Genomic DNA, 25,596 nt, shown 5'->3' on the forward strand with positions numbered 1-25,596 from the left:
ATCAAGTCGCGGGATGACAGAGGTGGAATCGCTTCACAAAACAAGTAGTACTAAAAATCATTCGGTGGAATCACAAATGTTTCAAAATGAAGAGAAAGCTTTACCGGTTTATACAGTTTTAGTACCGTTATATAAAGAATTCAGTAAGTTAAGGTCAATAATTAAAAATATTTCATTAATTAATTATCCAAAAGATAAGCTAGGCGTTAAAATTATTATCGAAGATGACGATTATCTAATGATTAAAGAAATAGTGTTATATAATTTACCGTCTTATTTTCATGTTATATCTGTTCCGAAAAGTCTACCAAGAACTAAAAGCCGAAAGCCCTTAATTATGCTCTAGAATATTCACATGGCGAGTATCTAGTAGTATATGATGCTGAAGATAAACCTGAACAGCTACTTAAAGCTCTAGCAATGTTTAAAAACTTACCTCTAGAATATGCTTGTCTTCAAGTTAAGCTTAATTTTTATAATAAAAATGAGAATATTTTAACCTATTCTCAAAAATGTTTAATATAGAATATAGTTTATGGTTTGAATATATCTTGAAAGGATTAAGTTTGCTAAAACTTCCTACACCTCGGGGGTACTAGTAATCATTTTAAAACGGATTATTAAATAAGCTTGGCGGATGGGATTCTTATAATGTAACAGAAGATGCCGAGCTTGGTATAAGAATTTACTCACAGAACTATAAAGTAGCTATTCGTGATTCCTATACTCTAGAAGAGGCTCCGAATAGTTTAGGTAATTGGCTAAATCAAAGATCACATTGGATTCAAGGCTTTTTGCAAACATTTTTGGTATTTAAAGCACAAAAAGATAAATGCCAAAAGTTTACTTTATTGCAAGTAATAACAATTTATATTTTCATCGGCTTATCTACTTATAATTTTTGGAGTTTACCCTTTATAATATTTTCTATTGTTATAAATAAAAATTCTATAATTAATTATTTATGGCTTATTAATAGTATTTTTTCGCTTTTATATCTATATGGTACAGCTCTGTATATAATTAAAAAATTCTTTAAAAAGCGGAAAAGTAAAATTTCAGGATATAGTAGCTTTGAGCTGATGGGCTAGTTATTTTATATTACATACTGTAACTTCATATAAAGCAGTATTTGAAATAATTTTCTGTCCTTTGAATTTGAAATGGAGTAAAACTAAACACGGCACTAGTTTAGAGGATTTTGAGAAAGAATAGACCTCTAATAAAAAAAATTTTATTTTTGCCCCTTGAACTAACAAAAATAAAATATATATAGTATGTACATTTAAAGATTTAATAATTGGAGGTTAAAATGTCTTTTAAACCATTACATGATAGAATTGCAATAAAGCCTATCGAACAAGAAGAAAAAACTAAAGGTGGAATTATTATTCCGGATACTGTAAAAGAAAAGCCGATGCAAGGTGAAATAGTAGCCGTAGGTAATGGTATTCGTAATGAAAAAGGCGAAATTCATCCTTTAGAGCTAAAAGTAGGCGATAAAGTTTTATACGGTAAATGGGCAGGCACCGAAATTGAAATTAAAGGCACAAAACTGATCGTTATGAAAGAAAGCGACGTATTTGGTATTATTAATTAATTATTTATTTTTAAGGAGAAATTAAATATGGCAACAAAACTTATTAAACACGGCTCAAAAGCTCGTGAGCAAATGTTAGAAGGCATTGATATACTTGCAGATGCAGTAAAAGTTACTTTAGGTCCAAAAGGCAGAAATGTACTTATAGAGCAATCATTCGGTTCACCTAAAATTACAAAAGATGGTGTGACGGTTGCAAAATCGATCGAGTTAAAAGATAAAATTAGAAATGCGGGAGCTCAGCTATTAAAATCAGCTGCTACAAAAGCTGCAGAAGTAGCCGGTGATGGTACTACTACAGCTACGGTACTTGCTAGAGCTTTGGCTCGTGAGGGTAATAAGCTAGTAGCTGCCGGTTATAATCCTATGGATTTAAAGCGTGGTATGGATTTAGCGGTAAACGCAGTAGTAGAAGAAATTAAAAAATCCAGTAAAAAAATCAATAGCCAAGAGGAAATCGCACAAGTCGGTACTATCTCTTCAAACGGTGATAAGGAAATCGGTGAGAAAATTGCTAAGGCAATGGAGGAAGTCGGTAAAGAAGGCGTGATAACCGTTGAAGAAGCAAAGAATTTTAGCTTCGATGTTGAAGTAGTTAAAGGTATGATGTTTGATAGAGGTTATCTATCACCGTATTTTGTAACGAATTCTGAGAAAATGGTTGCTGAGCTTGAAAATCCTTTCATCTTAATATTTGAGAAAAAATTATCAAATTTACAACCGATGTTACCTATACTTGAGGCTGTAGTACAATCACAACGCCCTCTATTAATTATTGCTGAGGATGTTGAGGGCGAAGCTCTTGCAACGCTTGTAGTCAATAGATTACGTGGTGGTTTAAAAGTTGCGGCAGTAAAAGCTCCCGGTTTTGGCGATAGAAGAAAAGCAATGATGGAAGATATTGCTATCCTAACTAAAGGTGAGCTTATTACTGAAGATTTAGGTATGAAGCTTGAAAATGTGAGTATTAAGAGTCTAGGGACAGCAAAAAGAGTAACAATTTCTAAAGAAAATACCGTAATTGTTGACGGTAACGGTGATAAGAAAAATATTGAAGATAGAGTATTACAAATTAAATCTCAAATAGCTGAAACTACTTCTGATTATGATAAAGAAAAACTGCAAGAGCGTTTAGCTAAACTTTCCGGTGGTGTTGCCGTATTAAAGGTTGGCGGTGCTACGGAAGTTGAAGTGAAAGAGCGTAAAGATCGTGTTGAAGATGCACTTGCTGCTACAAGAGCGGCAGTTGAGGAAGGTGTTGTTGCCGGTGGCGGTGTAACATTACTTCATGCATCACAACCTTTAACAAAGCTTAAAGTAGAGAATAAGGATCAACAAGCAGGTATTGAAATAGTAATAGAAGCTTTAAAGGATCCGTTAAAACAGATTGTTGAAAATGCTGGTGAAAACGGTGGCGTAGTAGTTGGTAAATTACTAGAACATAAGGATAAAAATTATGGCTTTAATGCTCAAGATATGCAATATGTCGATATGATTAAAGCAGGAATTATTGATCCAGCTAAAGTAGTGCGTACTGCACTTCAAGATGCTGCTTCCGTTGCTTCGTTAATTATTACCACGGAAACTTTAATTGTTGACGAACCTTCTGATAAGGCAGAGCCAATGCCAATGCGTGGCGGTATGGGAGGCATGGGCGGTATGGATTTCTAAGTCTATATCTCTATAAGATAGGTTATGCAATAGATCTAATAAACCCGTTTTGTTGTATTGCTCGTTCCCCTCATTGTAAGGAGGTATTGTTGCATGGACCGCAAAACCTGCTCAATGTCATATCGTGGCTTAACCATGGTATCCAGAAAACAATACTAATAATATTAGCATTTTAAACTGGATCCTGCTACAAGCTCGCAGGATGACAATTGAGAAACTAGTCCACGCAGGCAATGCCTGCTCCGCAATGACGATTTTAACAACGTGCTGTACAACACATTATTAAAAGTCGCAGTAGGACACAACTGATTTATGCAACAAATGGGTTTTAAAGCGATTCTTTGCTTAATTTGAAAATAAACTCTTTAAGAAAACTCTTCCTCAAAAAATAAAATATAGAATTTCTTGTAATTATTTCAATAAATGACTGCAAATATTTTTTAATTAATTATAATAGCTCAACCTTTGGTATTTATCCTATGAGACTGTTAACAAAATAATTTTAAAGCTCATTAAATTCTTTTTAACTGCAAATTATAAGATTTTTTTGAAATAGGGATATTTATTACTGTAAAAATCTCTTTAATTATCAATTAAAGTTATTTTGTTAACAGCCTTATATAGGATGATCAAAAGGTTTTAAGCGGTTTTACGCTTTAATTATTAAGAATAGATTTCTTGTTGCAGTTATAGGCAAGGTTAATCTATAATGTATATATTCGTTTAATTTAAAAAATTAGTAATAACAGTTTCTAGCTTTTGGTTGGTTAAAAACTATGCTAACTAAAATTAGTAAGGTTTTAGAAAAATTACTATTCTTATTTTAAAAAAATCTTATAATTTATACAGTTAAGAAAGACTAAAATAAGATAATTTAAATTTTATATATAAAATTTAAAAAATTGGGTTCTAAAAGCTTTAAGTAGATAGTAACGCAACAATGCTTAAATTCTTGCGTTACTATCTACTTAAAGCTTTTAGGCCTTCCTTTAAGCCGTCTTTTATAAATGAAATTTTAGCTTGTTTGCCGTCTGCGGTAATTAGTTCTATATAATTATCGTTTGATAAAATCATGTCTAGATCGTCTTTTGTAATAATAGCTAAAGCCTGACAGCCGTTTACTGTACAATTTACATATTTTCCGGCTGCTATTCGTTTGTCACCACTATTAATAACTGTACCTGCCGGAATTTGAACATTTGACGGGACTATTTCTATTATTTTTAATTCCTGTTTTTCTTGTTCCCCATTGAAATAACCTATGTGATAAATGGCTAATATTTCCTTTTCTTTATCTTTCTCTAGATTATTAATTTGTTGTGATAAGAAGCAAAGTTGTTTTTTCTCATTATTAAGAGTACAATTTAAAGTCCAAGCTCCGTACTTTTTGGGTGCTGTTGATGCGTTGACGTTTTCTATGCTATACAAAACAAAAGTGCCGGTTATTATAAATAATCCACTAAAAATAAAAGCAATTTTTTTTATACAATCTTTCATATAATTTTTAACCTTTTTAAAATATTTTCTTTTCCTAAAATTTCTGCAATCTCAAATACGCTAGGTGATGCAGTCATACCTGTTATTAAAGCTCTTACCGGTTTCATAATGTCATTCAGCTTTAAGTCGTTTGCTGCTGCTATTTCTTTAAATTTATTCTGTACGGATTCCTTATCAAACTGCTCAAGTTCGCTTAAGTTTTCTATAATTTGTTTGATTAAATTCTTATCGCAATTTTCTATAATTTCTTTTGAATCTTGGCTGTAGATGATAGGCGAATCTACTAGATAAATTTGAGCAAGGCGTGTTAGTTCTAGTAATGTTTCACTTCTAACTAACAAGCTTGGCATTGCTTGTTTGATATAGCCTATTTCCTGCTCACTAATCTTAAACTTCTTCGGCAACTCTACTGCTGGGGGTAATTTGTACGTCAATCCGGTACTCGCATCCTCACTTATGTCTATATACGCTGCGGTGCTGTGTTCCGTGTTTCCTCCAAATTCCTCCCTATAAGGGAGCTGCCGAAGAAGTGTATTATAATTTTGTTCCAATATCTCTACAGTCTTTGAAGTTAAGCTATCATTGTCAAGCATTCTTAAGTAATGAGCGTTAAGGCTATTCATCTTAGCAAAATCAAGCTTAGAAGGTGATTTACCGAGTGAATCAAGATTAAACCAGTCTATAGCCTGAGTCATTGAGATAATTTCATCATCGCCGTGACTCCATCCAAGACGTAGTAAATAATTGCACAAACTTTCCGGTAAATACCCCATATCCTTATAAGCTTCAATGCCTAATGCTCCATGCCTTTTGGATAATTTTGCTCCGTCTGCTCCATGAATTAACGGTATATGAGTCATGCTCGGTACTGCATATCCGAAAGCCTGATAAATAGCGAGTTGTCTTGCTGCATTGGTTAAATGATCGTCACCTCTAATAATATGAGTTATACCCATATCATGATCGTCTACTACAACGGCTAGCATGTAAGTAGCAGTGCCGTCTGCTCTTAATAGTACCATATCGTCTATATGAGAGTTTTCAATTACTACCTCACCTTGTAAAGTATCATGAATTGTTATGCTACCCTCTCTTGGAGTTTTTAGACGTATTACTGGCTTAATATCAGTAGGATAGATAGATGGATCTTTGTCACGCCACTCGCTATTAAAAATAAAATGCTGTTTATTTTCTAAAGCTTGTTGTCGCTGTCTTTCTATTTCTTCTTGGCGAGTAAAACAATAATATGCTTTACCGTTTTGCAGTAATTTTAGTGCAGCTTCTTTGTACAGATTATTACGTTTAGATTGGAATATAACCTCACCGTTCCAATCAAGCCCTAGCCATTTTAGACCTGAGAATATAGCTTCTACCGCTTCTTTAGTTGACCTTTCTTTATCAGTGTCTTCAATGCGAAGCAAGAACTTACCGTTATGATGCCTTGCGAACAAATAATTAAAAAGGGCGGTTCTTGCCGAACCTATATGTAAAAACCCCGTCGGTGACGGAGCAAATCTAGTAATTACGTTATTATTCATTTATTATCTTTTTTAAATATATACTAAGAACTGTGTCATACCGTGGCTTGCCACGGAACACAACTAAACATACTAATAATATTAGTATGTTTAACTGGATCCCGCGATCAAGTTGGCTGTGTTGCATGGATCAGTTTTTGCGTCATTGCAAGGACAGTGCATAGCAATTGACAAAGCAATCCAGTAAAAAATGCTAAAAATTAGCATTTTTTTATTATTTTTCTGAATTGCCACGCTCCTTACAGTTGCTCGCAATGACGATTCGGTATTCATGCAACAAGGCTGATCAAGTTAGCTAGGATAACACATACTCTTTCTCCCCAAACACATAAAATAATTTACGTCTATATCATCGCTTAATTTCCACTCATTTTTAGCCGGATCATATACCAAGCCTTTCAGCTCTTTAATTTCAATTTTGGTATCCGTAAGCATTTCGTAAATTTCCAACGGTTTTAGGAATTTGCTATAATCATGAGTGTTTTTTGGTACCCAACCTAAAATATATTCGGCAACTATTATTCCAAGTATATAAGCTTTTTTAGTACGGTTAATCGTAGAAATTATTGCCATACCGTTTGGCTTAATATGCTTCACCAAATTTAGTATAAATTGCTGTACGTTTTCTACGTGTTCAATAACCTCAAGACAAATTACCACATCATATAGCTTGTCACTTTCTAATTCTTCTATAGTAGATTGTAAATAAGTTATTTTTACGCCGTTTTCCTTAGCATAAGCAGTTGCCGTTTCAATATTACTTTGCAGTGCATCAATGGCTGTAACGTTAAAACCTTGAGCCGCTAAAGGCGTTGCAATTAACCCTCCACCGCAACCGACGTCTAATATTTCTAATTTAGAAATATCGTTAGACATCTTTTCAAACTCTACTTCTAGAGGTAATTTGTGCGTCAATCTGCTGCTCGCATCCTCACGTACCAAAGCGTACGCTGCGGTGCTGTGCTGCATGTTTCCTACCAATTCCTCTCTATAAGCGAGTTTGGAAAGGTGTCTATTGTAATGCGTAGTTATTTTCTCTATTATATATTCAAGGCGAATAGGGTTTATTCGGTGTAAGATACCGAATTCTCCGTCCTTATTCCACCAATTATGAGAAATTTTCTCAAATTTTTCTAATTCTTTTTTATCGATTGAAGACATAGTCTATGATTCTTTCTAATGTCATCCCGTGGCTTGACCACGGGCTCTATAAGTACAGCCTAAGAACTTTAGTGGATCCCGTGGTCAAGCCACGGGATAACAAGAGGCCATACAACAAACATATATAATATACTCAGATGACTTTAATAATACTAGCCTTAATTTTAATTAGCTGCATATTTGCCCCGCTTGGCTGCATTGCCCTATGGAAGAGATATATTTATTTCGGTGACGGGCTTGCTCATAGTAGTTTTTTAGTGGCTAGTATAAGTATTATAGCACATGTTCCATTAATATATTCAGGCATAATAGTTGCAATTCTTTTTTCGTTTTTTGTGTTTATTTTTAAAAATAATTCTGAAAAAAACGCAGTTATTAATTTGATTTCTAGCTTTATGCTAGCTGTTGCTTTAGTTATTAATTATTTTACTTCTTTGCAGAATAATATAGTGAATTTGTTGTTTGGGGATATTTTATCCGTATCTTTTAATGATTTGATGATACTTGCAATAGTGCTAATAACTATTATAGGCTTTATAGTATATTTTTATAATCAAATTCTTCTTATTATTATCAATAGAGATATTGCCGTCATAAAAGGCTTAAAGGTTAATATTATTGAGCTAATATTTTTACTTCTTCTCTCATTATCGGTATTTTCTGCTATAAAGATTGTCGGAGTACTTATGGTAACTGCTATTTTACTTATTCCTGCAATGATTGCACGGTTTGTAGCATATAGCCCCTCCCAGATGATTATAATATCAATTCTTATATCTTTATTTATTAATTTTTGTGCTGCATTTAGCTCTTTCTACTTTGATTTACCTTTAACTCCATTGTTTATTATATTAGGTACGTTTATTTATGGTTTGTTGTATTTAAAGCGGTTATTATGAACCAAAATGCATTTACTGAATATGTCAAAGAATTGTTAGAACCATATGGTTCAGTAGTCGTTTGTGTAATGTTTGGTGGATATGGTATATATAAGAGTGGTGTTATGATAGGAATTATTAAGAGCAATGAATTATATTTTAAGTCAGACCTAAGCACTTATGAATATTTTCAATCTTTCGGTTCTGAGTCATTTGTATATCAAAGTAAAGGTAAACTTGTAACTCTATCATATTGGAAGGTGTTACCTGAAATTATGGAGGATTAAGAGTTATTAGGTAAGTGGTTTAAATTAGTGTTGAATGCTGCTATTAATAGTCAAAAGAAAAAATCAATGTCGTCCCGTGGTTTGACAGCGTTGTTATGTGTGGCGTTTTTTTCCGTCATTGCGAGAAGACGCCATAGGCGTCGACAAAGAAATCTCAGGCACGATTCCTGAGATTTCCACGCTTCTTGCAGTCGCAATGACGTTAAAATCTATCCACGTTTTTCATAATCTCAAGATAATCAATTTTGCCGTTTGTAAGTAGAGGTATTTCTGAATCGGTAATAATTACTTTCGGTAAATGTAGTAAAGGAATTTGAGCTTTAGATACAGCATCTGCAAAGTTCTCTCTATTTATATTGGAACCGGTAGTAAGTAAAATAATCTTGTCTTCGTGCGTTTTATCGGGAATAGAAATAGCAGCGTGCAAGGAATCAGGATCAATTTCGCTTGCAAGTTCTTCAATTTTTGTAAGAGATATCATTTCCCCTGCTATTTTAGCAAAGTGTTTTAAACGTCCTAGAGTTGTTATATATCCTTCAGAATCGATTTTGACTATATCGCCTGTGTCGTACCATTCTTTATAAGTACGGTGACCTCCTAAGTCCAAGTAACCAAGCATGATGTTAGGACCCTTAATGAATAAACGTCCCCCTTCATTTATTCCCTCTACTTTCTCAAGCTTATAATCAATTTTCGGTAATAATCTTCCTACCGTGCCTGCTTTATTATGCATAGGGGTATTGCAAGCTATAATAGGTGAGGCTTCTGTAATCCCATATCCTTCAAAAATACGTATGCCATACTTATTAAGCCAAAATTGTCGTGTAGATTCTTTTAATTTCTCGCTACCGGCAAATATATAGCGTAATGAGTAAAAATCATATGGGTGAGCGTAATTAGCATAACCGTTTAAAAAAGTATCGGTAGAAATTAATATAGTTGCTCCAATATCGTATATAACTTCAGGAATGCTACGATAATTTAGTGGAGAAGGATATAGAAACAGCTTAATACCGTTTAAAGTTGTAATAATTGCACCACTAAAACCAAAACAATGAAATAGCGGTAGCGCATTAAATACTATATCTTCAGGGCTAAAAGGTACTTTAGCAGTTATTTGATATCTATTAGTTTGTAAATTTCTGTGAGATAATAATACGGCTTTAGGTTCACCTTCAGTACCCGAAGTAAAAATTATCACTGCCGGTTTTTCGTCATCACGATTACGACAAAAATAATTGTAATAAGTTTGGGCACAATAACTTCCTATTTTTGCTTTTAGTTTTAGGGCTGTACCAATCTGATTTTTAAAATCTTCTAAATATATTATTTTAATACCGAAATCTAATAAGTGAGTTATTAATGCATGTAAATTTGCTTTCTCAATAAATTGTTTTGAAGTGTAAACTACTTTAATTTGTGCAAGTTTACAGGAGTTAATAATAGTACTTATGCCGCTGCTCCAGTTAATTATAGCAGGAACATAACCGCTAGATTGCATAGCGTAAAAAGTAATTAACGTATTCGTGGTATTAGGCAACATTAAGCCTAAATTTCTGCCAAAGATATTATTCTTTTTGATTAAATCACCTAGGATAAAAGATTTTAATATTAAATCTCGATAAGTAACCGCATTATTTTCAAAATCATCAACTATTTTTTTCTTAAATCCATGAATTTTAGCAGCTTCTATAAGAGATGAGAATACAGTATTTTGATAGTCTGAACTTTCAAACATCATGTCAGCCATGATATCATAAAGAGTCCTAGATATATAATTGCGTCGTTCTTGATTGCTTGTAGCATCCATATTAGCGAATTTTACCGGCGGTAAAACGGTTATAGTAATTTTAGGAAATATTTTTCTTTTTAATATGTTTTTTAATTTTGATAAATGAGTAAATTGAGTACCGTCTATTCTAACCGGTAAGACGGTAGCACCGGCTTTATCGGCGATCATTCCCGGTCCTTCGTATATTTTCATTAAAGAGCCGGTAACGCTTATTCTACCTTCAGGGAAAATTGCTACTTTCTGATCCTTTTGTACTTCTTTTACTAAAGTCTTTATTGCCATTGGGTTACTTGGATCAACCGGCAAAGTTCTTGCCATACGTAAAAACGGTTTAATCCACCATATTTTTTGTATATCGGGACTAATTGCAAAAGTCATTTCTTCTCGTAAGTAAGTAGCAATTAGCGGCGGATCTAGATATGAAATATGGTTAGCGACCACTACTACTTTTTTACCTGCTTTTTGAAAATTTTCAAATCCTTTAACTTCAACATTATACATAAGATCAAAACAGATTTGGAATATTCTTCGCAATAGCTTAAATGGAATAATTTTAACTTCAGGTATTAAACGGTAAATATGTATAGTAACGATTATATTAGCTAGGCTAATAAATAATATAATCCAGGGTATAGTGAAATTTAGGTAAAATAATAAAGATAGAATTATTGTGGATCCCACCATGAAAATGGAATTGATAAGATTGTTAACGGCAATAATTCGACTACGATGAGCAGGGTTTGCGTAATGCTGTAATATCGCAAAAAGCGGAACGATATATAATCCGCCTATTGCCGCTAAGAACAATAAATCTATAACTATGCGCCAATTATGTCTTTTTGATAAAAATACTAAAATACTTTTTAGCTGAGTAGGTTCGTAGTTAACTGAGCTAATTCTACTTGCAAAGAATAAATCAATACCGAAAATACTAATGCCTAGGGCTGAAATAAATAGATATTTAACGGTAATCTCATCTTCAAATATTTTGCTACATAAAAACGAACCGACCCCAACACCAAGCGAGAAAACCGCTAAAAATAAATTAGCAACATTCTCATCAGCTTTAAAAGTTATCTTAGCAAGTAAAGGTATTTGAGAAATTATAGCAGCTCCGATAAACCAAAACCATGAAATACCAAGTATAGCTAAATATATCTGTTTTTTTGCTTTGGCATATTTAATCATATTTATGCTTTCATCTATAATATTAAAATTTAGTTTAATATCACGATTTACGTTTTTAGATTTTGGGGAAAAAAGGCTTGTAATAAAGCCAAGAAAAGCGATGGTAATTAAGGAATAAATTATAAAATTATTGCTGATTGTATAATAGCTGCCGATTATAGTACCGATAAAAATACCGATAAAAGTTCCGGCTTCAACAAAGCCGTTAGCTCCAAGTAGTTCGTCTTTATTTAGGTGATCAGGTAATACGCTATATTTGATTGGACCGAAAAAAGTAGAATGTATACCCATTAAGCAAATAGAACAAAACAGGATTAACAGATTATTATGATGAAATCCGTAAATTGCAAAGGCAATTATACCGATTTCACAAATCTTAATAATTTTAATAAGATTTGCACGCTCGTATTTATCAGCAATTTGTCCTGCTATGCTTGCGAATATTATAAAAGGTAATACAAAAGTAGCATTAGCAATTAAAACAAGTAGATTATTATATTTACTTAAAGCTCCTGAAATACCATAAGTTATAAGGATTACCAGAGCATTTTTTAATATATTATCATTAAGACAACCGCATAACTGCACTATAAAATTCGGTAAAAATCGTCTATCTTTGAAAAGATATAATTTGTTTGTGTCCATGATATAAAATATTTTAAATGCTAATTTTATTGGGTGACTCTTATGTCATTCCCGTGAAAACAGGAATCCGGTAATTAAAAAATATAAATACAGTAAGTTTTTAAAAGTAAAAACTCGATTTATCTCGCTTTACCCTGGATTCCCGCCTATGCGGGAATGACATAAGCGAGCTATGCAACAAAACCTAAACTCCCCAAATATTAACAATTTATATTAATATGTCAAATGTGGTGCTTATTTACTTTCTGTTTCTAAGCATCTTGATTTTATTAATTCATCTACAAGAGAAATGTTTTCGTCCGTAGAATCAGTGTAATTTTTGACTATTGTTTGTAATGCAGATAAAGCTTGGCTTGTAGTATCTTTCGTTTTAACTTTCTTTCTTCTTTGTAAATTCTTTTTTAAGGCAGTTGATAAATTATCAAATTTAGCCGGTGATTTGGCTTTTTTCGGTGCTTCTTTGATATAGTTGGTAGATGACATAAATAATTATCTTTTCACATTAGTATTATTATATTATATTATGGATATTTGGAAAATAAAACTATAAATAATCTATGAATCAAAGTAATATAATCTCTCCTGAGTTATTGGATGAGAGAAGAAATATTGCAAGGCAAGGGGGCGGTGAAGCTAGGATCAACGCACAACATCAAAAAGGTAAGTTAACTGCACGAGAACGCATAGAAGTATTATTAGATCCGAATAGCTTTACCGAAACAGGTATGTTTGTATCCCATAGATGCGATAATTTTGGGATGCAGGATAAAAAGTTTTTAGGTGACGGCGTTGTAACGGGACACGGTACGATAAACGGTAGGTTGGTATTTATTTATAGCCAAGATTTTACCGTACTTGGTGGCTCTCTCGGCGAATATCATGCTAAGAAAATCTGTGATATTATCGATCAAGCTATAGAAACCGGTGCTCCCGTAATCGGTATTAACGACTCAGGGGGAGCAAGAATTCAAGAAGGGGTTGATGCTCTGGCCGGATACGGTGAATTATTTCAGCGTAATGTTTTAGCGTCGGGTGTCATCCCTCAAATTACCCTAATTATGGGCCCTTGTGCCGGTGGTGCGGTATATTCTCCTGCCTTAACCGATTTTATATTTATGGTTAAGAATAGTTCTTATATGTTCGTAACTGGTCCCGATGTAGTAAAAACCGTTACGGGTGAAGAAGTAAGCCAAGAAAAGCTCGGTGGTGCTAGGATGCATACCACTAAAAGCGGCGTTGCCGATCTTGCATTTAACAATGATATAGAAGCATTGCTTGAAATTCGTAAATTCTTTAATTTCCTTCCGTCATCCAATCGTAGTCCTCTTCCTGTTCGTTCGACTGTTGATCCTGCCGATAGAGTTGATATGTCTCTTAGCACGTTAATACCTAACACTCCTAATAAGCCTTATGATATGAAAGAGCTTGTTGAGCGTATCGTTGATGAGGGAGAATTTTTTGAACTACAACCTGATTTTGCTAAGAATATCATTATTGGCTTTGGTTATATGGAAGGTTATCCGGTAGGATTTGTGGCTAATCAGCCTTTGCATTTAGCAGGATGTTTAGATATAAACGCCTCAAGAAAAGCAGCAAGATTTGTTAGATTTTGTGATGCTTTCAATATTCCTATAGTAAGTCTTGTTGATGTGCCTGGATTTCTGCCTGGTACATCCCAAGAGCATGACGGTATTATTAAACACGGGGCTAAGCTGTTATACGCTTATGCGGAAGCTACAGTGCCGAAGATTACTGTAATTACCCGTAAGGCTTATGGAGGTGCTTATATAGTTATGAACTCCAAGCATCTTAGAGGCGATATAAACTATGCTTGGTTTAATTCGGAAATCGCTGTTATGGGGGCAGAGGGAGCAGCCGAGATAATATTTAAGGAAGAATGTAAAAACCCTGAAGCTAAAAAACAAAAAATCGATGAATATAGGAAAGTAGTAACTTCGCCTTTTGTTGCAGCATCTAGGGGATATTTGGATGATATTATAAGACCGCAAAATACCAGATGGCGAATATGTAAGGCGTTAAATTTCCTGCGTACTAAAAAAGTAGAACTGCCTTGGAAGAAGCATGATAATTTGCCGCTTTAGCTGTCATCCCGTGGCGTGACCATGGGATCTCAGAATACAGCCTGTGACACAAGACCCCGTGGTCAAGCCACGGGGTGACATTAGGATATAAAAAACTATGAATAAACCATTATTTGATAAAATTTTAATTGCTAATCGTAGCGAGATCGCCGTTAGGATAATACGTACCTTAAAAAAGATGGGGATAAAGTCGGTTGCAGTATATTCTGAAGCAGATACAAACTCAATGTATGTGCAGCATGCAGATGAGGCTTATTATATAGGTGATTCCCCTGCAACGGAAAGTTATTTATCTATTAAAAATATTATTTCGGCGATTCGTGAAAGTGGCGCAAGTGCAGTACATCCAGGTTACGGTTTTTTATCAGAAAATCCAAATTTTGCCAATATTCTTAAAAGAGAAGGTGTTGTTTTAATAGGACCGAGTGCCGGAACTATTAAAAAAATGGGCGATAAAATCGAAGCAAAAAAGATAGCGATAGAAGCCGGAGTTAGCACCGTGCCAGGTTATATGGGAACTATAAACGATGTTAAACAAGCTATAGATATTGCTAAAGAGATTGGTTTTCCGGTAATAGTAAAAGCGGCTGCCGGCGGCGGTGGACGTGGTATGAGAGTAGTGAATAATCCCGCTGAAATGGCCAATGCTTTTGAGTCGGCAAAGCTTGAAGCAGCCAATAGTTTTAGTGACGATAGATTATTTATTGAGAAGTTAATTCAAACTCCCCGTCATATCGAAATTCAGCTAATTGCCGATCAATACGGCAATAGTGTATGTCTCGGAGAGCGGGAATGTTCAATACAGCGTCACCATCAAAAAGTAATCGAAGAAGCACCAAGTTCTTTTATTACTGAAGATATAAGGCAAGAAATGTATCGGCAGGTAATATCCTTATCTCAAAAAGTGGGATATTATTCGGCCGGTACCGTTGAGTTTATAGTAGATAGCAATAAAAATTTCTATTTTTTAGAGATGAATACTAGGTTGCAAGTCGAGCATCCTGTTACTGAGCTAATTACCGGTATAGATATCGTTGAAGAGATGATACAAATCGCAGCCGGCGAGAAATTATCATTTACACAAGATGACGTAAAATTAAAAGGTTGGGCATTTGAATCACGAATTTGTGCCGAAAACCCAAGCCGAGGTTTCTTACCTTCTAGCGGTAGAATTATAGCTTATTCCGAACCTGCAAAGAGTCCTAATATCCGTATAGATACAGGGATTGGGCTTGGCGGCGAAGTAAGTATGTTTTATGACTCAATGATTGCAAAATTATGTACTTACGGTGAAACAAGAGAGCAGGCAATTGAGCTAATGCATTCTGCTTTGAGTTCTTATATAATTAACGGTATTGCTCATAATATCAGTTTCTTAGAAGCGGTAATGCTACATCCACGCTTTGTTAGCGGCGATATTTCTACTGCCTTTATTCAAGAAGAATATCCTGACGGTTTTTCCGGAGCTAGTCTAACTTCAGAAGTAACTACCGTATTTTTAGCAACGGCTATTTTTATTTATATATCGGAGCAAAGACGTGCTTCTTTAATTTCCGGCAATATTAACAATCAGGCTAACAAAATAGGTACAAGGTGGGTAGTAACTATCGATGATAAGCTATTTCCTGTATTAATTACACCTGTTGAAAACGGCTATAATATACGTCACGAAAGCGATAGAATATATATTCGTAGTAACTGGAATTTAGGTAATGAACTTTTTACGGCTATAATTAACGGTAAAAAGACAAATGTGAAAATTGAGAATATCAAAACCGGTTATTTATTATCGCATGCCGGTATTAGCGTAAAAGCCTTTGTACGCTCTCCTCGTATCTCAGAACTTGAAGCGTTGATGGTCTCAAAAGTAGTGGTGGAAGAAAGCTCCGAACTACAAGCTCCTCTAAGCGGTCAGATTGCTGCGATAAAGGTGAAAGAAGGGCAGGAAGTGACGGTAGGACAAGAAATTATGATTTTAACTGCTATGAAAATGGAAAACCTGATTCTTGCCGAAAGAGATGGAAAAATAGCTAAAATTTTTGTTAATGAAAAGGATAATGTTATAAGAGGGCAGGTATTATTAGAATTTGCTTGATATATTAGATTCTGTAAAGGATAATTCCATTATTTATATTTTCAGATATTTTTTAGCGCAAATTAATAAGATGTTTGCAGTAATAGTTGTTCCTATTTCAAAACAATCTTATAATTTGCAGCAAAGAAGAGCAAAAATAGATTAATTTAATTTTCCTTCACAGAACCTAATATATTGTCTTTTGCTTATAATTCGCTACTATAGTAAACTCAGCTCCATTTTATGACAAGTGTAAGGGTAGAGCCTATATATTAATAGGCAAGACAACGAACAACGAAGTACAATTGTTTACCTTATTATATGCCTCTACAGCTTCTGTAAATTCTTCTTGATTAAGGTAACACTCTCCTAAATAATATTGTGCTTCTTGATAATAATTAGAGCTTTTGTGTATTTTACATACATGTCTATAGCTTCTTTATAATTTCTCATTCCTAAAATAATTATTTCCTTCCGTAAGATTTGGATGAGCCATGGTTCCTGCGTATTTTAATTAGATTTTTTTATAAAAAAGTATATATTACCATGAAATATGATTCTCATGTTTTGTGGTAATATATATGTATCTAATAAATGTGTAAGAGGTTTTGTCGTCATTGTGAGGCAAATTGTAAGTTTTGATTAAGCAATATAGTTAAAAATACTAATATTATTAGTATTTTTAACTAGACCCCATGGACAAGCCACAGGGTAACAATTAGGAAACTGGTCCACGCAACAACGTCTATGCAGGAATGACATAAGAGCAGGCAATGAAGCAATCTTATCGTAGGAATGACATTATTAAAGCTCAGAATCAAATATTTTTATATCACCGCCTAAAGACGTTTCTTCATCAAGTCTCTCAAGGGCAAAAGTGCGAAATATACCTGATTTAGCAGGAGTATGTTCTAACCTAGAGCCTGTGTTAGGTTTTTCAGTTTCAACCTTAAAATCAGAAACATAGCCCTCGTCTTCTACTACAGTATCTGTATTTATTGGAATTTTCTTCCCGCTAGAATAATCTTCTAACAGTGCTTTAATTTCTGCGAAATTTTGTAAATCTTTAGATAGTTGTTTTTTGAATTTAGAAAATTTTTGCTTGATTTGTTCTGATGATAAATTCTTATATCCGTCATAATGTGATGATATACGTGTTTTTCATATCGTCTCTAATATGTATTGGTGGTTAGGATTATTAGCTTTTTCACACAATGTAGAAATCTCAGTGATTTGAGTGAGTTGACACGATACATCGCTATGTAAGTTATCTTTTTCCCATCCTTTAACATTATAGTTACCGTGTTTAAGTAAATATTTTACTATTGTGACCTGCCCATACTCTGATGCAAGCATTAAAGGTGATACATCTGTATTGCCGTTAATCGTTTGCATCTAATAATGTTTTTACCGCATTTAAATTACCGTATATTATTGCTATTTCTAGAGCTACATCTAAATTAGCATTTTTAGATAAAAGATACTTTGCAATTTCTTTTCTATTTTTTAAATTTGCGGTACTTAATGGTGTGTTAAACGATATTCAGTATTAACATCAAAACCGTATATTTCAACAAATTTTTTAATTACTTCAAGCTTATTTTCGTTTATTGTTTTAAAAAAGATTTGCTTATGAAGATCGTTTACATTTTGACCACCTTGTGCTGCTTCTTCTAAGGTTGTATTTAAATAAGTTGCTCCTTTTATTAAAAGATCACATGTAATGTCTATTTTGTAAGGTTCTTCCAAACCGGCAGTAACATTTAGTGTATTAGAACCATAATGACTAAAATTTACATTCACTCCTTTTTCTTCTACAAAATACTTTACTAAAATTAAACTTTTATTGTGTATTGCTTGTATTAGACTGGGATTAGGTTTAAACGTAAGATGATTAAGTAAATATTCAGCTTGTGCATTATTGTTTTTAAGTGCAAATTCTAATGCTTTGTATTTATTTTACACCTTGCGATATAAGGTCTTCCATGAGATTTATTTTATTTAAATTCGGATCATCTAAGCTAGCTATAATATTTAATGCTGTCTCGTCTTTAGGATGAAACGCATCAAAATATTGTTTTAAATACCCTAGAGTTATTACATTTTCTGTTTTAGTAGTTTCCGGCTTAGTAGTTCTTTTAATTTGAGAACCCCCTGGAGCTGTGGAGGAGTTGTGCATGATAATTTACCTTAAATTAATTTATAGCGTGCGTACTATAGATTAATCTAAGTAAATTATCAACATCTTAATTGATAGTAAAATAATTTACGATTTCTTAACTTTAAGTTGTATTTGATGGTTCTCTAATTCTACTTTACTTACATAATCAGGCGTGAAATTTTTAGCAAACTCGCCTAAAGTTTGTTCTTTAATAAAGTCTCCATAATTATCAATTATCTTAGATAAATTAAACTCGCTTATTATCTCAATTAAAATCCTGTCAGTGATAGAGAAATTGGCATCTTTTCGAGCCTGTTGTATAAAGCGTACAATGTCTCTTGCGTATCCTTCTTCTATTAACTCAGGTGTTAGCTCTAAATCAAGTATTAACAAGCTACTATTATTCTCAAAACTTGCTGCTCCTTTGATATGTGAATACGGCTCTAAAACTAGCTTATATTCGTCACTATTTAAGGTTTCACCGCATATAGCTAAACCGCCTGCGATAGCTTCCCACTCACCTTTTTTAGAAGCGGCTATAATCTCTTTCATTTTATGTGGCAAACGTTTACCAAGCATTGGGAAATTAATCGATAGTTTTTTGCTTGCGTAATTCTCTAGATCGTCACGATAAATTACTGCCTTAACATTAATTTCATCTTTAATTAAATCTTCAAAATCTTTGAGGTTGTTATTATGTTTACTGATAATAGCTATGCTAGCAAGTGGTTGCCTTACCCTGATATTTTCAGTGCTTCGGATAAATAGGCTATTACTGCAAATATCAAGCACGTTATCCATAGTAGCAACCAGCTCGTGATTTATTTCAAAGTCTGAGAGAGTAGGGTAGTTGCAGAGATGTACGCTAATCGCGTCATTGCGAGGCACTGAAAGTGCCGTGGCAATCTTATGAGATACTCCTGAAATTGCTTTGTCAAGACTTGTGTCTTTCCTCGCAATGACGTTTGATTTTCCTGAGAGTGCCGTGTCGTTACGCTCCTCACAATGACGTAATCCCTTATATATCGCTTCCGAAATCATAGGCACTAGTGCCGACATCGCAATAGCCATGGTGTCTAAACATGAATATAGAGTATTATAAGCATTTTGCTTATCTGTATCTTTTTCGCTTTTCCAAAATCTAGCTCGGCTTCGTCTTATATACCAGTTATTCAAAACTTCAAAAAATTCTGAAACTGCATGATAAGCTGTTTGCGTATCGAAATTATCTAAGCTCTCTTCAATTTTTTGTACGGCTATTTTAAGCTTAGATAATATATAAACATCAAGTACGTTTTTAGAGCTAAAATTAAGCTTGCCTTTAAGCGAATCGGCATTAGCATACATCGTAAAGAAATGGTAAGCATTCCATATAGGTTTGATAAATAGACGAAGCGTATCAAATACCATTTTGCCGTCTTTATCAATTAATAGCTCCTGACCTTTAACAACGTTTGAAGATAACATCGTAACTCTTAAAGCGTCAGAGCCGTATTTATCAAATAGCTCCAGCGGATCGGCGTAGTTATTAAGACGCTTTGAAAGTTTTTGACCTGTAGAGTCTAAAATTATGCCGTGGCATATACAATTTAAAAACGGTGGGCGATCAAATAAAGCGGTAGATAGCACCATTAAAGTATAAAACCATCCGCGTGTTTGAGCTGAATACTCAACTATAAAATCAGCCGGAAAATGATCCTCAAACCACTCTTTATTTTCAAAAGGGTAATGGGCTTGCCCATATGGCATTGAACCGCTTTCAAACCAGCAATCAAACACGTCTTCTATTCTACGCATTGTTGATTTACCGGTTGGATCGTCGGGATTTGGTCTTGTCAGTTCATCGATAAACGGACGATGTAAATCAGTAACTTTAACACCAAAATCTTTCTCTAATTCCTCTATAGAGCCGTAAACGTCTATGCGTGGATATTTTGGATCATCGGACTTCCATACAGGCAGCGGTGTTCCCCAGAATCTATTACGGCTTATCGACCAATCACGGGCATTTTCAAGCCACTTACCAAATAAATTATCTTTAACATGGAAAGGTATCCAGTTAATTTGCTGATTTAACTCTACCATTCTATCTTTAAATTGCGTAACCTTTACGTACCATGACGGAACAGCCTTATATATAAGAGGCGTATCTGTTCGCCAGCAATGAGGATAATTATGAATATATTGCTCGGTTTTTAGCCAATTTCCTTGCTCTTTCAGTTTGATTATTATTTTGTCATTTGCATCAAATACTTGTAAGCCCTCTAAATCAGGAATTTCTTTAGTGAATTTACCGCTATTATCAACAGGACAAACAAGCTCAATACCTTTCGATTCACAAAGTATTTGGTCATCTTCACCAAAACCTGGAGCCATATGTACGACTCCCGTGCCGTCACCCTCAACCACGAAATCGCCTGCAAATATCTTGAAGCTGTTTGGATGATTCTTGAAATAGTCGAATAAAGATTTATAGTTCAATCCTTGAAGTGCTGAGCCTTTAATTATCTCAAAATTTTCTTCACCGCTAAGTCCTAATTCTTTAGCATATTTAGAGACGGAATAGGCAGCTATTATATAACAAACATTATTTTTAGGGACTAATGCATAATCTATATCACTACCGACTGCTAAGGCTAAATTTGACGGCAATGTCCAAGGTGTTGTCGTCCAAGCGAGTATACGGTATTCTTTAAAAGATCCTGTGGTCGTAGCCACGGGATGAGATAGTACAAAACTCACCGTTACAGCTTTATCGGCTCGCTCACGATAAGAATTATCAAGTCTTGTTTCAAAATTAGAAAGCGGTGTTTCGCATGCCCAAGAATAAGGCATTACCCGCATAGATTCATACAATAACCCCTTATTATATAACTCCTTAAATGCCCAAAGTACGGATTCCATAAAATTCTTATCCATCGTTTTATAAGAATTTTTAAAATCCACCCATCTTGCTTGACGAGTTACATATTCTTCCCAATCATTAGCATATTTCATTACCGAAGCTCTGCAATGTGCATTAAACTTCTCTATACCAAAATTAGCTATTGCAAGACGTCCTGAAATGCCAAGTTCTTTCTCTGATTGCATTTCAGCAGGAAGACCGTGACAGTCCCAACCAAAGCGACGCTCGACTTTCTTACCTTTTATGGTTTGGTATCTAGCATATACGTCTTTAATAAAGCCGGTAAGCAAATGACCGTAATGCGGCAAACCGTTTGCAAAAGGCGGGCCATCATAAAAAATAAATTCTGACTCTCCGTTCCTATCATCAATAGATTTTTGGAATATATTATTGTCTTGCCAAAATTTTAGTATCTCTCGCTCTAAGCCTGCAAAATCAGCATTCGAGCTAACTTCAGGATAATATTTAGTATTTGTCATTATTTTAGAAATTATTTTTAAAAATATCTTCATTATATGCAAGAGAGGTCATAATACAAGAATTTTTAAGGTATTTAAGAAAGTAATAAGGTGTATTACAGATTAAAAGATGATATAGAAATTTTGTCTAACTCAATTCATTTCACTATTAGTTACTAGCTATCGTTTCAGCTTCATAAGCCGGATAATATTTGTGCTTCGTATCCTAAATACTGCCACTCTTCATTTAAATATTTAAACATTACTTCAACTCTACTTTATTACTTAAATTTAGTAGGAGCTTTTGTTTTTGCTCTAAATTAATAGTTTTCATAAGAGCTAGCAAATCACAGATTTTAAATATTAAATTCTTTACATATTTCTTTTCTGTTTTATAAGAATAATATTTGTCATCATTTATCTTCTCTTGAAGATCTAAATTATTCAGAGAAAAGTATCTTTAGTGTTTTTGAATTTTCACTGAAATAACTTATAGGGATAACTTGATTATTAACTAATGTTCTATCATGTTCTTTATTAGAACATGCTTTTTTAAATTGAGTTTTCATATTATGTGAATTAGCAAATCAAAACAATATTGCAACTTAATTGTAAGCTAGCTCAAGCTTTTTCTGCTGTATATATCGGATAATTTTTTCCTGTCCTTTTTCTTCCGCAAGTAAAGCCATCAAGGAAGAAGAATCAAGAATTATTGTTATGAGAAGACATTATTGGGTTACAAGTTAAAATTTAGAATTTTCTTTATTCGCTTTTTGATATTTCTGTTTTAAAAATTCATCAACAAATGATTCTGATTTAGAACCATGTTGTTTAAACAATGCTTGAGCTTCTTTTACAGTCTTATGACAAGTGATTAAATGTAATTCATTATTAACTTTATTTATAAGTTTCAATAGCATTTTTATATTTGATATGGAGTTAATATTACCAATTAAGCATATCTACGTAAACATTCTAACTATGGGGATCTTTGAAGGGGCGAGTAATTTTTTCATCTGTGAGAAAGTTTTTACTATATTTTCTACGGCAGTCTCAATCAATTTATCGGTTTCAATATAATTTTCCGATTCGTCTTGGATATAAAAAAGAATAGATGAAACATAAACCGAGAGCAATAAGCTTCTTTTGGTATAATAGTTAAAATCAAGAGATTTATCACCGGCATAACGCCAAATAGCATCACAACTACGGAATGCAACTTCAGTTCCTTGTATTGGGTTTAATGCAAAATAAGCGGCATTCTTACTATGAATAATAGGAAGTACGGTTTTGACCCTAGTCTTTACGGCCAAAGATATTTTTTCTCTTATTTTTGATGGTTCTACTATTATCTTTAAGCTTTCTAGCATAATATTATCTAAATACTCTTCCAAGAATCCTACTATTTCGGATACACCTTCTGGAAAAACTATTAAGCTATAGCCTTTTGCGAAACCGCATTTTTCTTCTGCTTCTTCGAGTAGTTTATTATTCCATTCATTAAACGGTAATAATTCTAATAAAGATTGCACGAAGCTTATTTTTTTGATATGGTGTTCTTCTTGAATGCTCATATTTTTAACCTTGACATATAACTGAATTATAGGGTATAGTTCAATAAACCACAATATCTTTTAAGGAGAGTAATTTTAGTGATACTAGTAAATGTTCACGCCGGTAATTGTGATAATACGCTTAAGAATTTTAAGAAAAAGCTACAAAGAGAGCTTTATTTTCGTAAGATGAAAGAACAGCGTTATTATGAAACACCTTCAGCGAAGCGTGTTCGTAAAGTACAAGAAGCAGCAAGAAGACAGAGAAAATTTGCTCGTAAAAAAATGTTTGATGAATAAAATTTCAAACAATTTTCATACTAAATATAAAGCTAGAAATATTAATATTTCTAGCTTTTTTTATTGTCATCTAGTTGCTTGACCATATGTTGTACGAACGTTCAAGATGTCATTCCTGCGCAAGCAGGAATCCAAAAAATAGCCATACAAAATTTTATGTATTTGATGAAATAAATATAATAAAAAAACAATTTTATATGTTTGACTGGATTCCCGCTTCCGCTGGAAAATGATATAAAAACAATCAATGCAACAACATCCCGCTTTTGCAGAAATGACAATAAGACACTTAAAACTTGAAATATTTTCAATTAGCTTTTTTTTATGTTATAAAGAACTGTTATAGTCATATAAACAGTATCTATGCTTAGTTATCTTAAACAAAATTTACATTCTTATTTTGCTAGTAGAGTACTAATTTTTACTTTAGCAACAGCAGCTATTATTTTTGCTTGTGCTACTTTTTATGTGATATCTTTAGAATCAAAGAATTTTAGTACGATTATTGGATTTTTATTAGTTGATTTAGCAATTTTTTTAATTTTAGGTGTTGTACTAACTCAAAAATTTTTTACTAAAAATAATAATAACGATAGTTCTAAATTACAAAATCGTATTGTAATTGCCTTTAGTTTAGTTGCAGCTATTCCAACTATAATTGTTTCGGTATTTTCTGTTTATTTTTTTAATCTTAGTGTTCAAGCTTGGTTTGATAAGAAGATTTCTACGGTTCTTGATCAATCCGTGATAGTTGCAGAATCGTATATTGCCGAGCATAAATTACAGCTAAAAGAAACGGCTTTAGCCGTTGCTGAAGATTTAAGCGATATGTATTACGATTTAATTCACAATCCCGCTTTATTTACTAAAACACTTAATACTGAAGCAGAGATGCGTTCGCTTGATGAGGCTATAGTTTTAAACAAATCTACTAATACTATAGTAGCTAATAGTTATTTAAGTTTTTCATTATCATTTGCAACTATCCCTGCACATTTAATAAAAAAAGCGGATTTAGGTGAACTGGTGGAAGTAAAATCCGATCCAACCAAAATAAGAATGCTGATTAAATTAAAAGAGTATAATGATGTGTATTTATTAGTTGGTAGATTAGTAGATAATAAAATTATCGACCATGTAGATGCAACTAACGGAGCAGCTGCCGAGTATAATAGCCTTAAAAATGAAATAGATAATATACAGATTAAGTTCTCTATAATGTTTATCTTTATTGCCTTATTACTTCTTTTTGTAGCTATAAGTTTCGGGGTTATATTTACTGCTAAAATAGTAAAACCTATTAAAAAATTAGTTACTGCAACCGATAACGTTAAAGACGGCGATTTAACGGTACAAGTGCCTGAAAATGAAGTAGATAAAGACGAAATAGGCACGCTTTATGTGGCATTTAATAGAATGATTAAGCAGCTTTCTCGCCAGCAGCGTGATTTAGTTATAGCACAGAGGGCTATGGCTTGGTCGGATGTTGCAAAAAAAGTAGCCCATGAAATCAAGAATCCGTTAACTCCTATTTTACTTGCTTCTGAAAGATTGCTGAAGAAATTTAGCCCTGAAATTAAGGAAAGGGTAGAATTTGAAAATTATTTAAAAATGATTATTCGCCATACTAACGATATTAAAAATATAGTATCCGAATTTGTTCTTTTTGCACGTCTTCCTGCTCCTAAATTTACGAAGAGTGAATTAGTGTATTTAGTTAAACATATTGTTGAAGCACGTAAATTACTTAATGATCATATTTTGTATAAATTTAAGTCTAACGTAG

Annotated in this window: 23 protein-coding genes (1 of these 23 only partly in view); 10 read left to right on the forward strand and 13 right to left on the reverse strand. The window is 33.4% G+C overall.

The genetic code is table 11. From position 1 onward, the window contains the following. The first annotated feature begins 13 nt into the window (after positions 1-13). The 4 genes from RSIB_RS09935 to groL all read left to right on the forward strand — a co-directional run bounded on the left by RSIB_RS09935 (position 14) and on the right by groL (position 3,271). Complete coding sequence (locus tag RSIB_RS09935; RefSeq protein WP_004997869.1) at positions 14-346, forward strand: glycosyltransferase family protein; 333 nt, start codon at positions 14-16, stop codon at positions 344-346. 331 nt (positions 347-677) lie between these two features. Continuing rightward, positions 678-1,091 carry a glycosyltransferase family 2 protein gene (locus RSIB_RS09940; RefSeq protein WP_234943944.1) on the forward strand — a complete coding sequence of 138 codons (414 nt, stop codon included), beginning with the start codon at positions 678-680 and terminating at the stop codon, positions 1,089-1,091. Positions 1,092-1,312: 221 nt separating this feature from the next. Beyond that, positions 1,313-1,600, forward strand: a complete 288-nt coding sequence (locus tag RSIB_RS01025) for a co-chaperone GroES (RefSeq protein ID WP_004997871.1) — start codon at positions 1,313-1,315, stop codon at positions 1,598-1,600. Between the two features lie 27 nt (positions 1,601-1,627). Then, on the forward strand, positions 1,628-3,271 hold the full coding sequence (gene groL / locus RSIB_RS01020) for a chaperonin GroEL (RefSeq protein WP_004997872.1): 1,644 nt from the start codon (positions 1,628-1,630) through the stop codon (positions 3,269-3,271). Between the two features lie 960 nt (positions 3,272-4,231). Here the strand turns inward: groL and RSIB_RS01015 are convergent. From RSIB_RS01015 to ubiG, 3 genes are all read right to left on the reverse strand, one after another. Continuing rightward, the gene (locus RSIB_RS01015; RefSeq protein ID WP_004997873.1) at positions 4,232-4,768 is read right to left on the reverse strand and encodes an invasion associated locus B family protein; all 537 of its coding nucleotides are present in this window, start codon (positions 4,766-4,768) and stop codon (positions 4,232-4,234) included. Then, positions 4,765-6,306, reverse strand: a complete 1,542-nt coding sequence (gene gltX, locus RSIB_RS01010; protein WP_004997880.1) for a glutamate--tRNA ligase — start codon at positions 6,304-6,306, stop codon at positions 4,765-4,767. The genes RSIB_RS01015 and gltX overlap by 4 nt, the downstream gene beginning before the upstream one ends. Before the next feature lie 291 nt (positions 6,307-6,597). Continuing rightward, positions 6,598-7,467 (reverse strand): bifunctional 2-polyprenyl-6-hydroxyphenol methylase/3-demethylubiquinol 3-O-methyltransferase UbiG, encoded by an 870-nt coding sequence (ubiG, locus tag RSIB_RS01005; protein WP_004997881.1) that lies wholly within the window; start codon positions 7,465-7,467, stop codon positions 6,598-6,600. A gap of 137 nt (positions 7,468-7,604) precedes the next feature. Here ubiG and RSIB_RS01000 point away from each other — a divergent pair, with 137 nt between their 5' ends. Both RSIB_RS01000 and RSIB_RS00995 read left to right on the forward strand, forming a co-directional pair. Next, the gene (locus RSIB_RS01000) at positions 7,605-8,366 is read left to right on the forward strand and encodes a metal ABC transporter permease (protein ID WP_004997884.1); all 762 of its coding nucleotides are present in this window, start codon (positions 7,605-7,607) and stop codon (positions 8,364-8,366) included. Positions 8,367-8,398: 32 nt separating this feature from the next. Further along, positions 8,399-8,632: a TfoX/Sxy family protein gene (locus tag RSIB_RS00995; protein ID WP_244261510.1), complete on the forward strand. Its 234-nt coding sequence runs from the start codon at positions 8,399-8,401 to the stop codon at positions 8,630-8,632. Positions 8,633-8,834: 202 nt separating this feature from the next. On the opposite strand, the gene RSIB_RS00990 is transcribed toward RSIB_RS00995, so the two are convergent. Then, entirely contained in the window at positions 8,835-12,257 is a 3,423-nt protein-coding gene (locus RSIB_RS00990; protein WP_004997886.1) for an acyl-[ACP]--phospholipid O-acyltransferase, read from the reverse strand. A gap of 234 nt (positions 12,258-12,491) precedes the next feature. Next, on the reverse strand, positions 12,492-12,740 hold the full coding sequence (locus RSIB_RS00985) for a hypothetical protein (protein WP_004997887.1): 249 nt from the start codon (positions 12,738-12,740) through the stop codon (positions 12,492-12,494). Positions 12,741-12,814: 74 nt separating this feature from the next. Between RSIB_RS00985 and RSIB_RS00980 the strand changes: the two genes are divergently transcribed. Both RSIB_RS00980 and RSIB_RS00975 read left to right on the forward strand, forming a co-directional pair. Then, on the forward strand, positions 12,815-14,359 hold the full coding sequence (locus RSIB_RS00980; RefSeq protein WP_004997890.1) for an acyl-CoA carboxylase subunit beta: 1,545 nt from the start codon (positions 12,815-12,817) through the stop codon (positions 14,357-14,359). Positions 14,360-14,456: 97 nt separating this feature from the next. Then, complete coding sequence (locus RSIB_RS00975) at positions 14,457-16,454, forward strand: acetyl-CoA carboxylase biotin carboxylase subunit (RefSeq protein ID WP_004997891.1); 1,998 nt, start codon at positions 14,457-14,459, stop codon at positions 16,452-16,454. 1,140 nt (positions 16,455-17,594) lie between these two features. On the opposite strand, the gene RSIB_RS00970 is transcribed toward RSIB_RS00975, so the two are convergent. The 8 genes from RSIB_RS00970 to RSIB_RS00950 all read right to left on the reverse strand — a co-directional run bounded on the left by RSIB_RS00970 (position 17,595) and on the right by RSIB_RS00950 (position 23,531). Next, positions 17,595-17,828 carry an ankyrin repeat domain-containing protein gene (locus tag RSIB_RS00970; RefSeq protein ID WP_004997892.1) on the reverse strand — a complete coding sequence of 78 codons (234 nt, stop codon included), beginning with the start codon at positions 17,826-17,828 and terminating at the stop codon, positions 17,595-17,597. After that, on the reverse strand, positions 17,815-17,976 hold the full coding sequence (locus RSIB_RS08805; RefSeq protein ID WP_146610392.1) for an ankyrin repeat domain-containing protein: 162 nt from the start codon (positions 17,974-17,976) through the stop codon (positions 17,815-17,817). Before RSIB_RS08805 ends, RSIB_RS00970 begins: the two co-directional genes overlap by 14 nt. After that, a complete protein-coding gene (locus tag RSIB_RS08810; protein ID WP_004997894.1) occupies positions 17,955-18,236 on the reverse strand; it encodes a hypothetical protein in 282 nt (93 codons plus the stop codon). Before RSIB_RS08810 ends, RSIB_RS08805 begins: the two co-directional genes overlap by 22 nt. A gap of 151 nt (positions 18,237-18,387) precedes the next feature. Beyond that, on the reverse strand, positions 18,388-18,612 hold the full coding sequence (locus RSIB_RS00960) for a hypothetical protein (protein WP_004997896.1): 225 nt from the start codon (positions 18,610-18,612) through the stop codon (positions 18,388-18,390). A gap of 87 nt (positions 18,613-18,699) precedes the next feature. Beyond that, on the reverse strand, positions 18,700-21,978 hold the full coding sequence (ileS, locus tag RSIB_RS00955) for an isoleucine--tRNA ligase (RefSeq protein WP_032850907.1): 3,279 nt from the start codon (positions 21,976-21,978) through the stop codon (positions 18,700-18,702). A 419-nt stretch (positions 21,979-22,397) separates the two neighbouring features. After that, on the reverse strand, positions 22,398-22,526 hold the full coding sequence (locus tag RSIB_RS10270) for a hypothetical protein (RefSeq protein WP_016728288.1): 129 nt from the start codon (positions 22,524-22,526) through the stop codon (positions 22,398-22,400). Positions 22,527-22,700: 174 nt separating this feature from the next. Then, positions 22,701-22,877, reverse strand: a complete 177-nt coding sequence (locus tag RSIB_RS09225; protein WP_014410921.1) for a hypothetical protein — start codon at positions 22,875-22,877, stop codon at positions 22,701-22,703. A gap of 42 nt (positions 22,878-22,919) precedes the next feature. Further along, complete coding sequence (locus tag RSIB_RS00950; RefSeq protein WP_004997900.1) at positions 22,920-23,531, reverse strand: COQ9 family protein; 612 nt, start codon at positions 23,529-23,531, stop codon at positions 22,920-22,922. A 78-nt stretch (positions 23,532-23,609) separates the two neighbouring features. Here RSIB_RS00950 and rpsU point away from each other — a divergent pair, with 78 nt between their 5' ends. Next, complete coding sequence (gene rpsU, locus RSIB_RS00945) at positions 23,610-23,810, forward strand: 30S ribosomal protein S21 (protein WP_004997902.1); 201 nt, start codon at positions 23,610-23,612, stop codon at positions 23,808-23,810. 363 nt (positions 23,811-24,173) lie between these two features. Next, positions 24,174-25,596 carry the 5' portion of a sensor histidine kinase NtrY-like gene (locus RSIB_RS00940; protein ID WP_004997903.1) on the forward strand. 377 nt of this gene lie beyond the right edge of the window, so the window shows 1,423 of its 1,800 coding nt (coding positions 1-1,423); the start codon lies at positions 24,174-24,176; its stop codon lies beyond the right edge, outside the window.

This window comes from Rickettsia sibirica 246 (assembly GCF_000166935.1).
GTDB lineage: Bacteria > Pseudomonadota > Alphaproteobacteria > Rickettsiales > Rickettsiaceae > Rickettsia > Rickettsia rickettsii.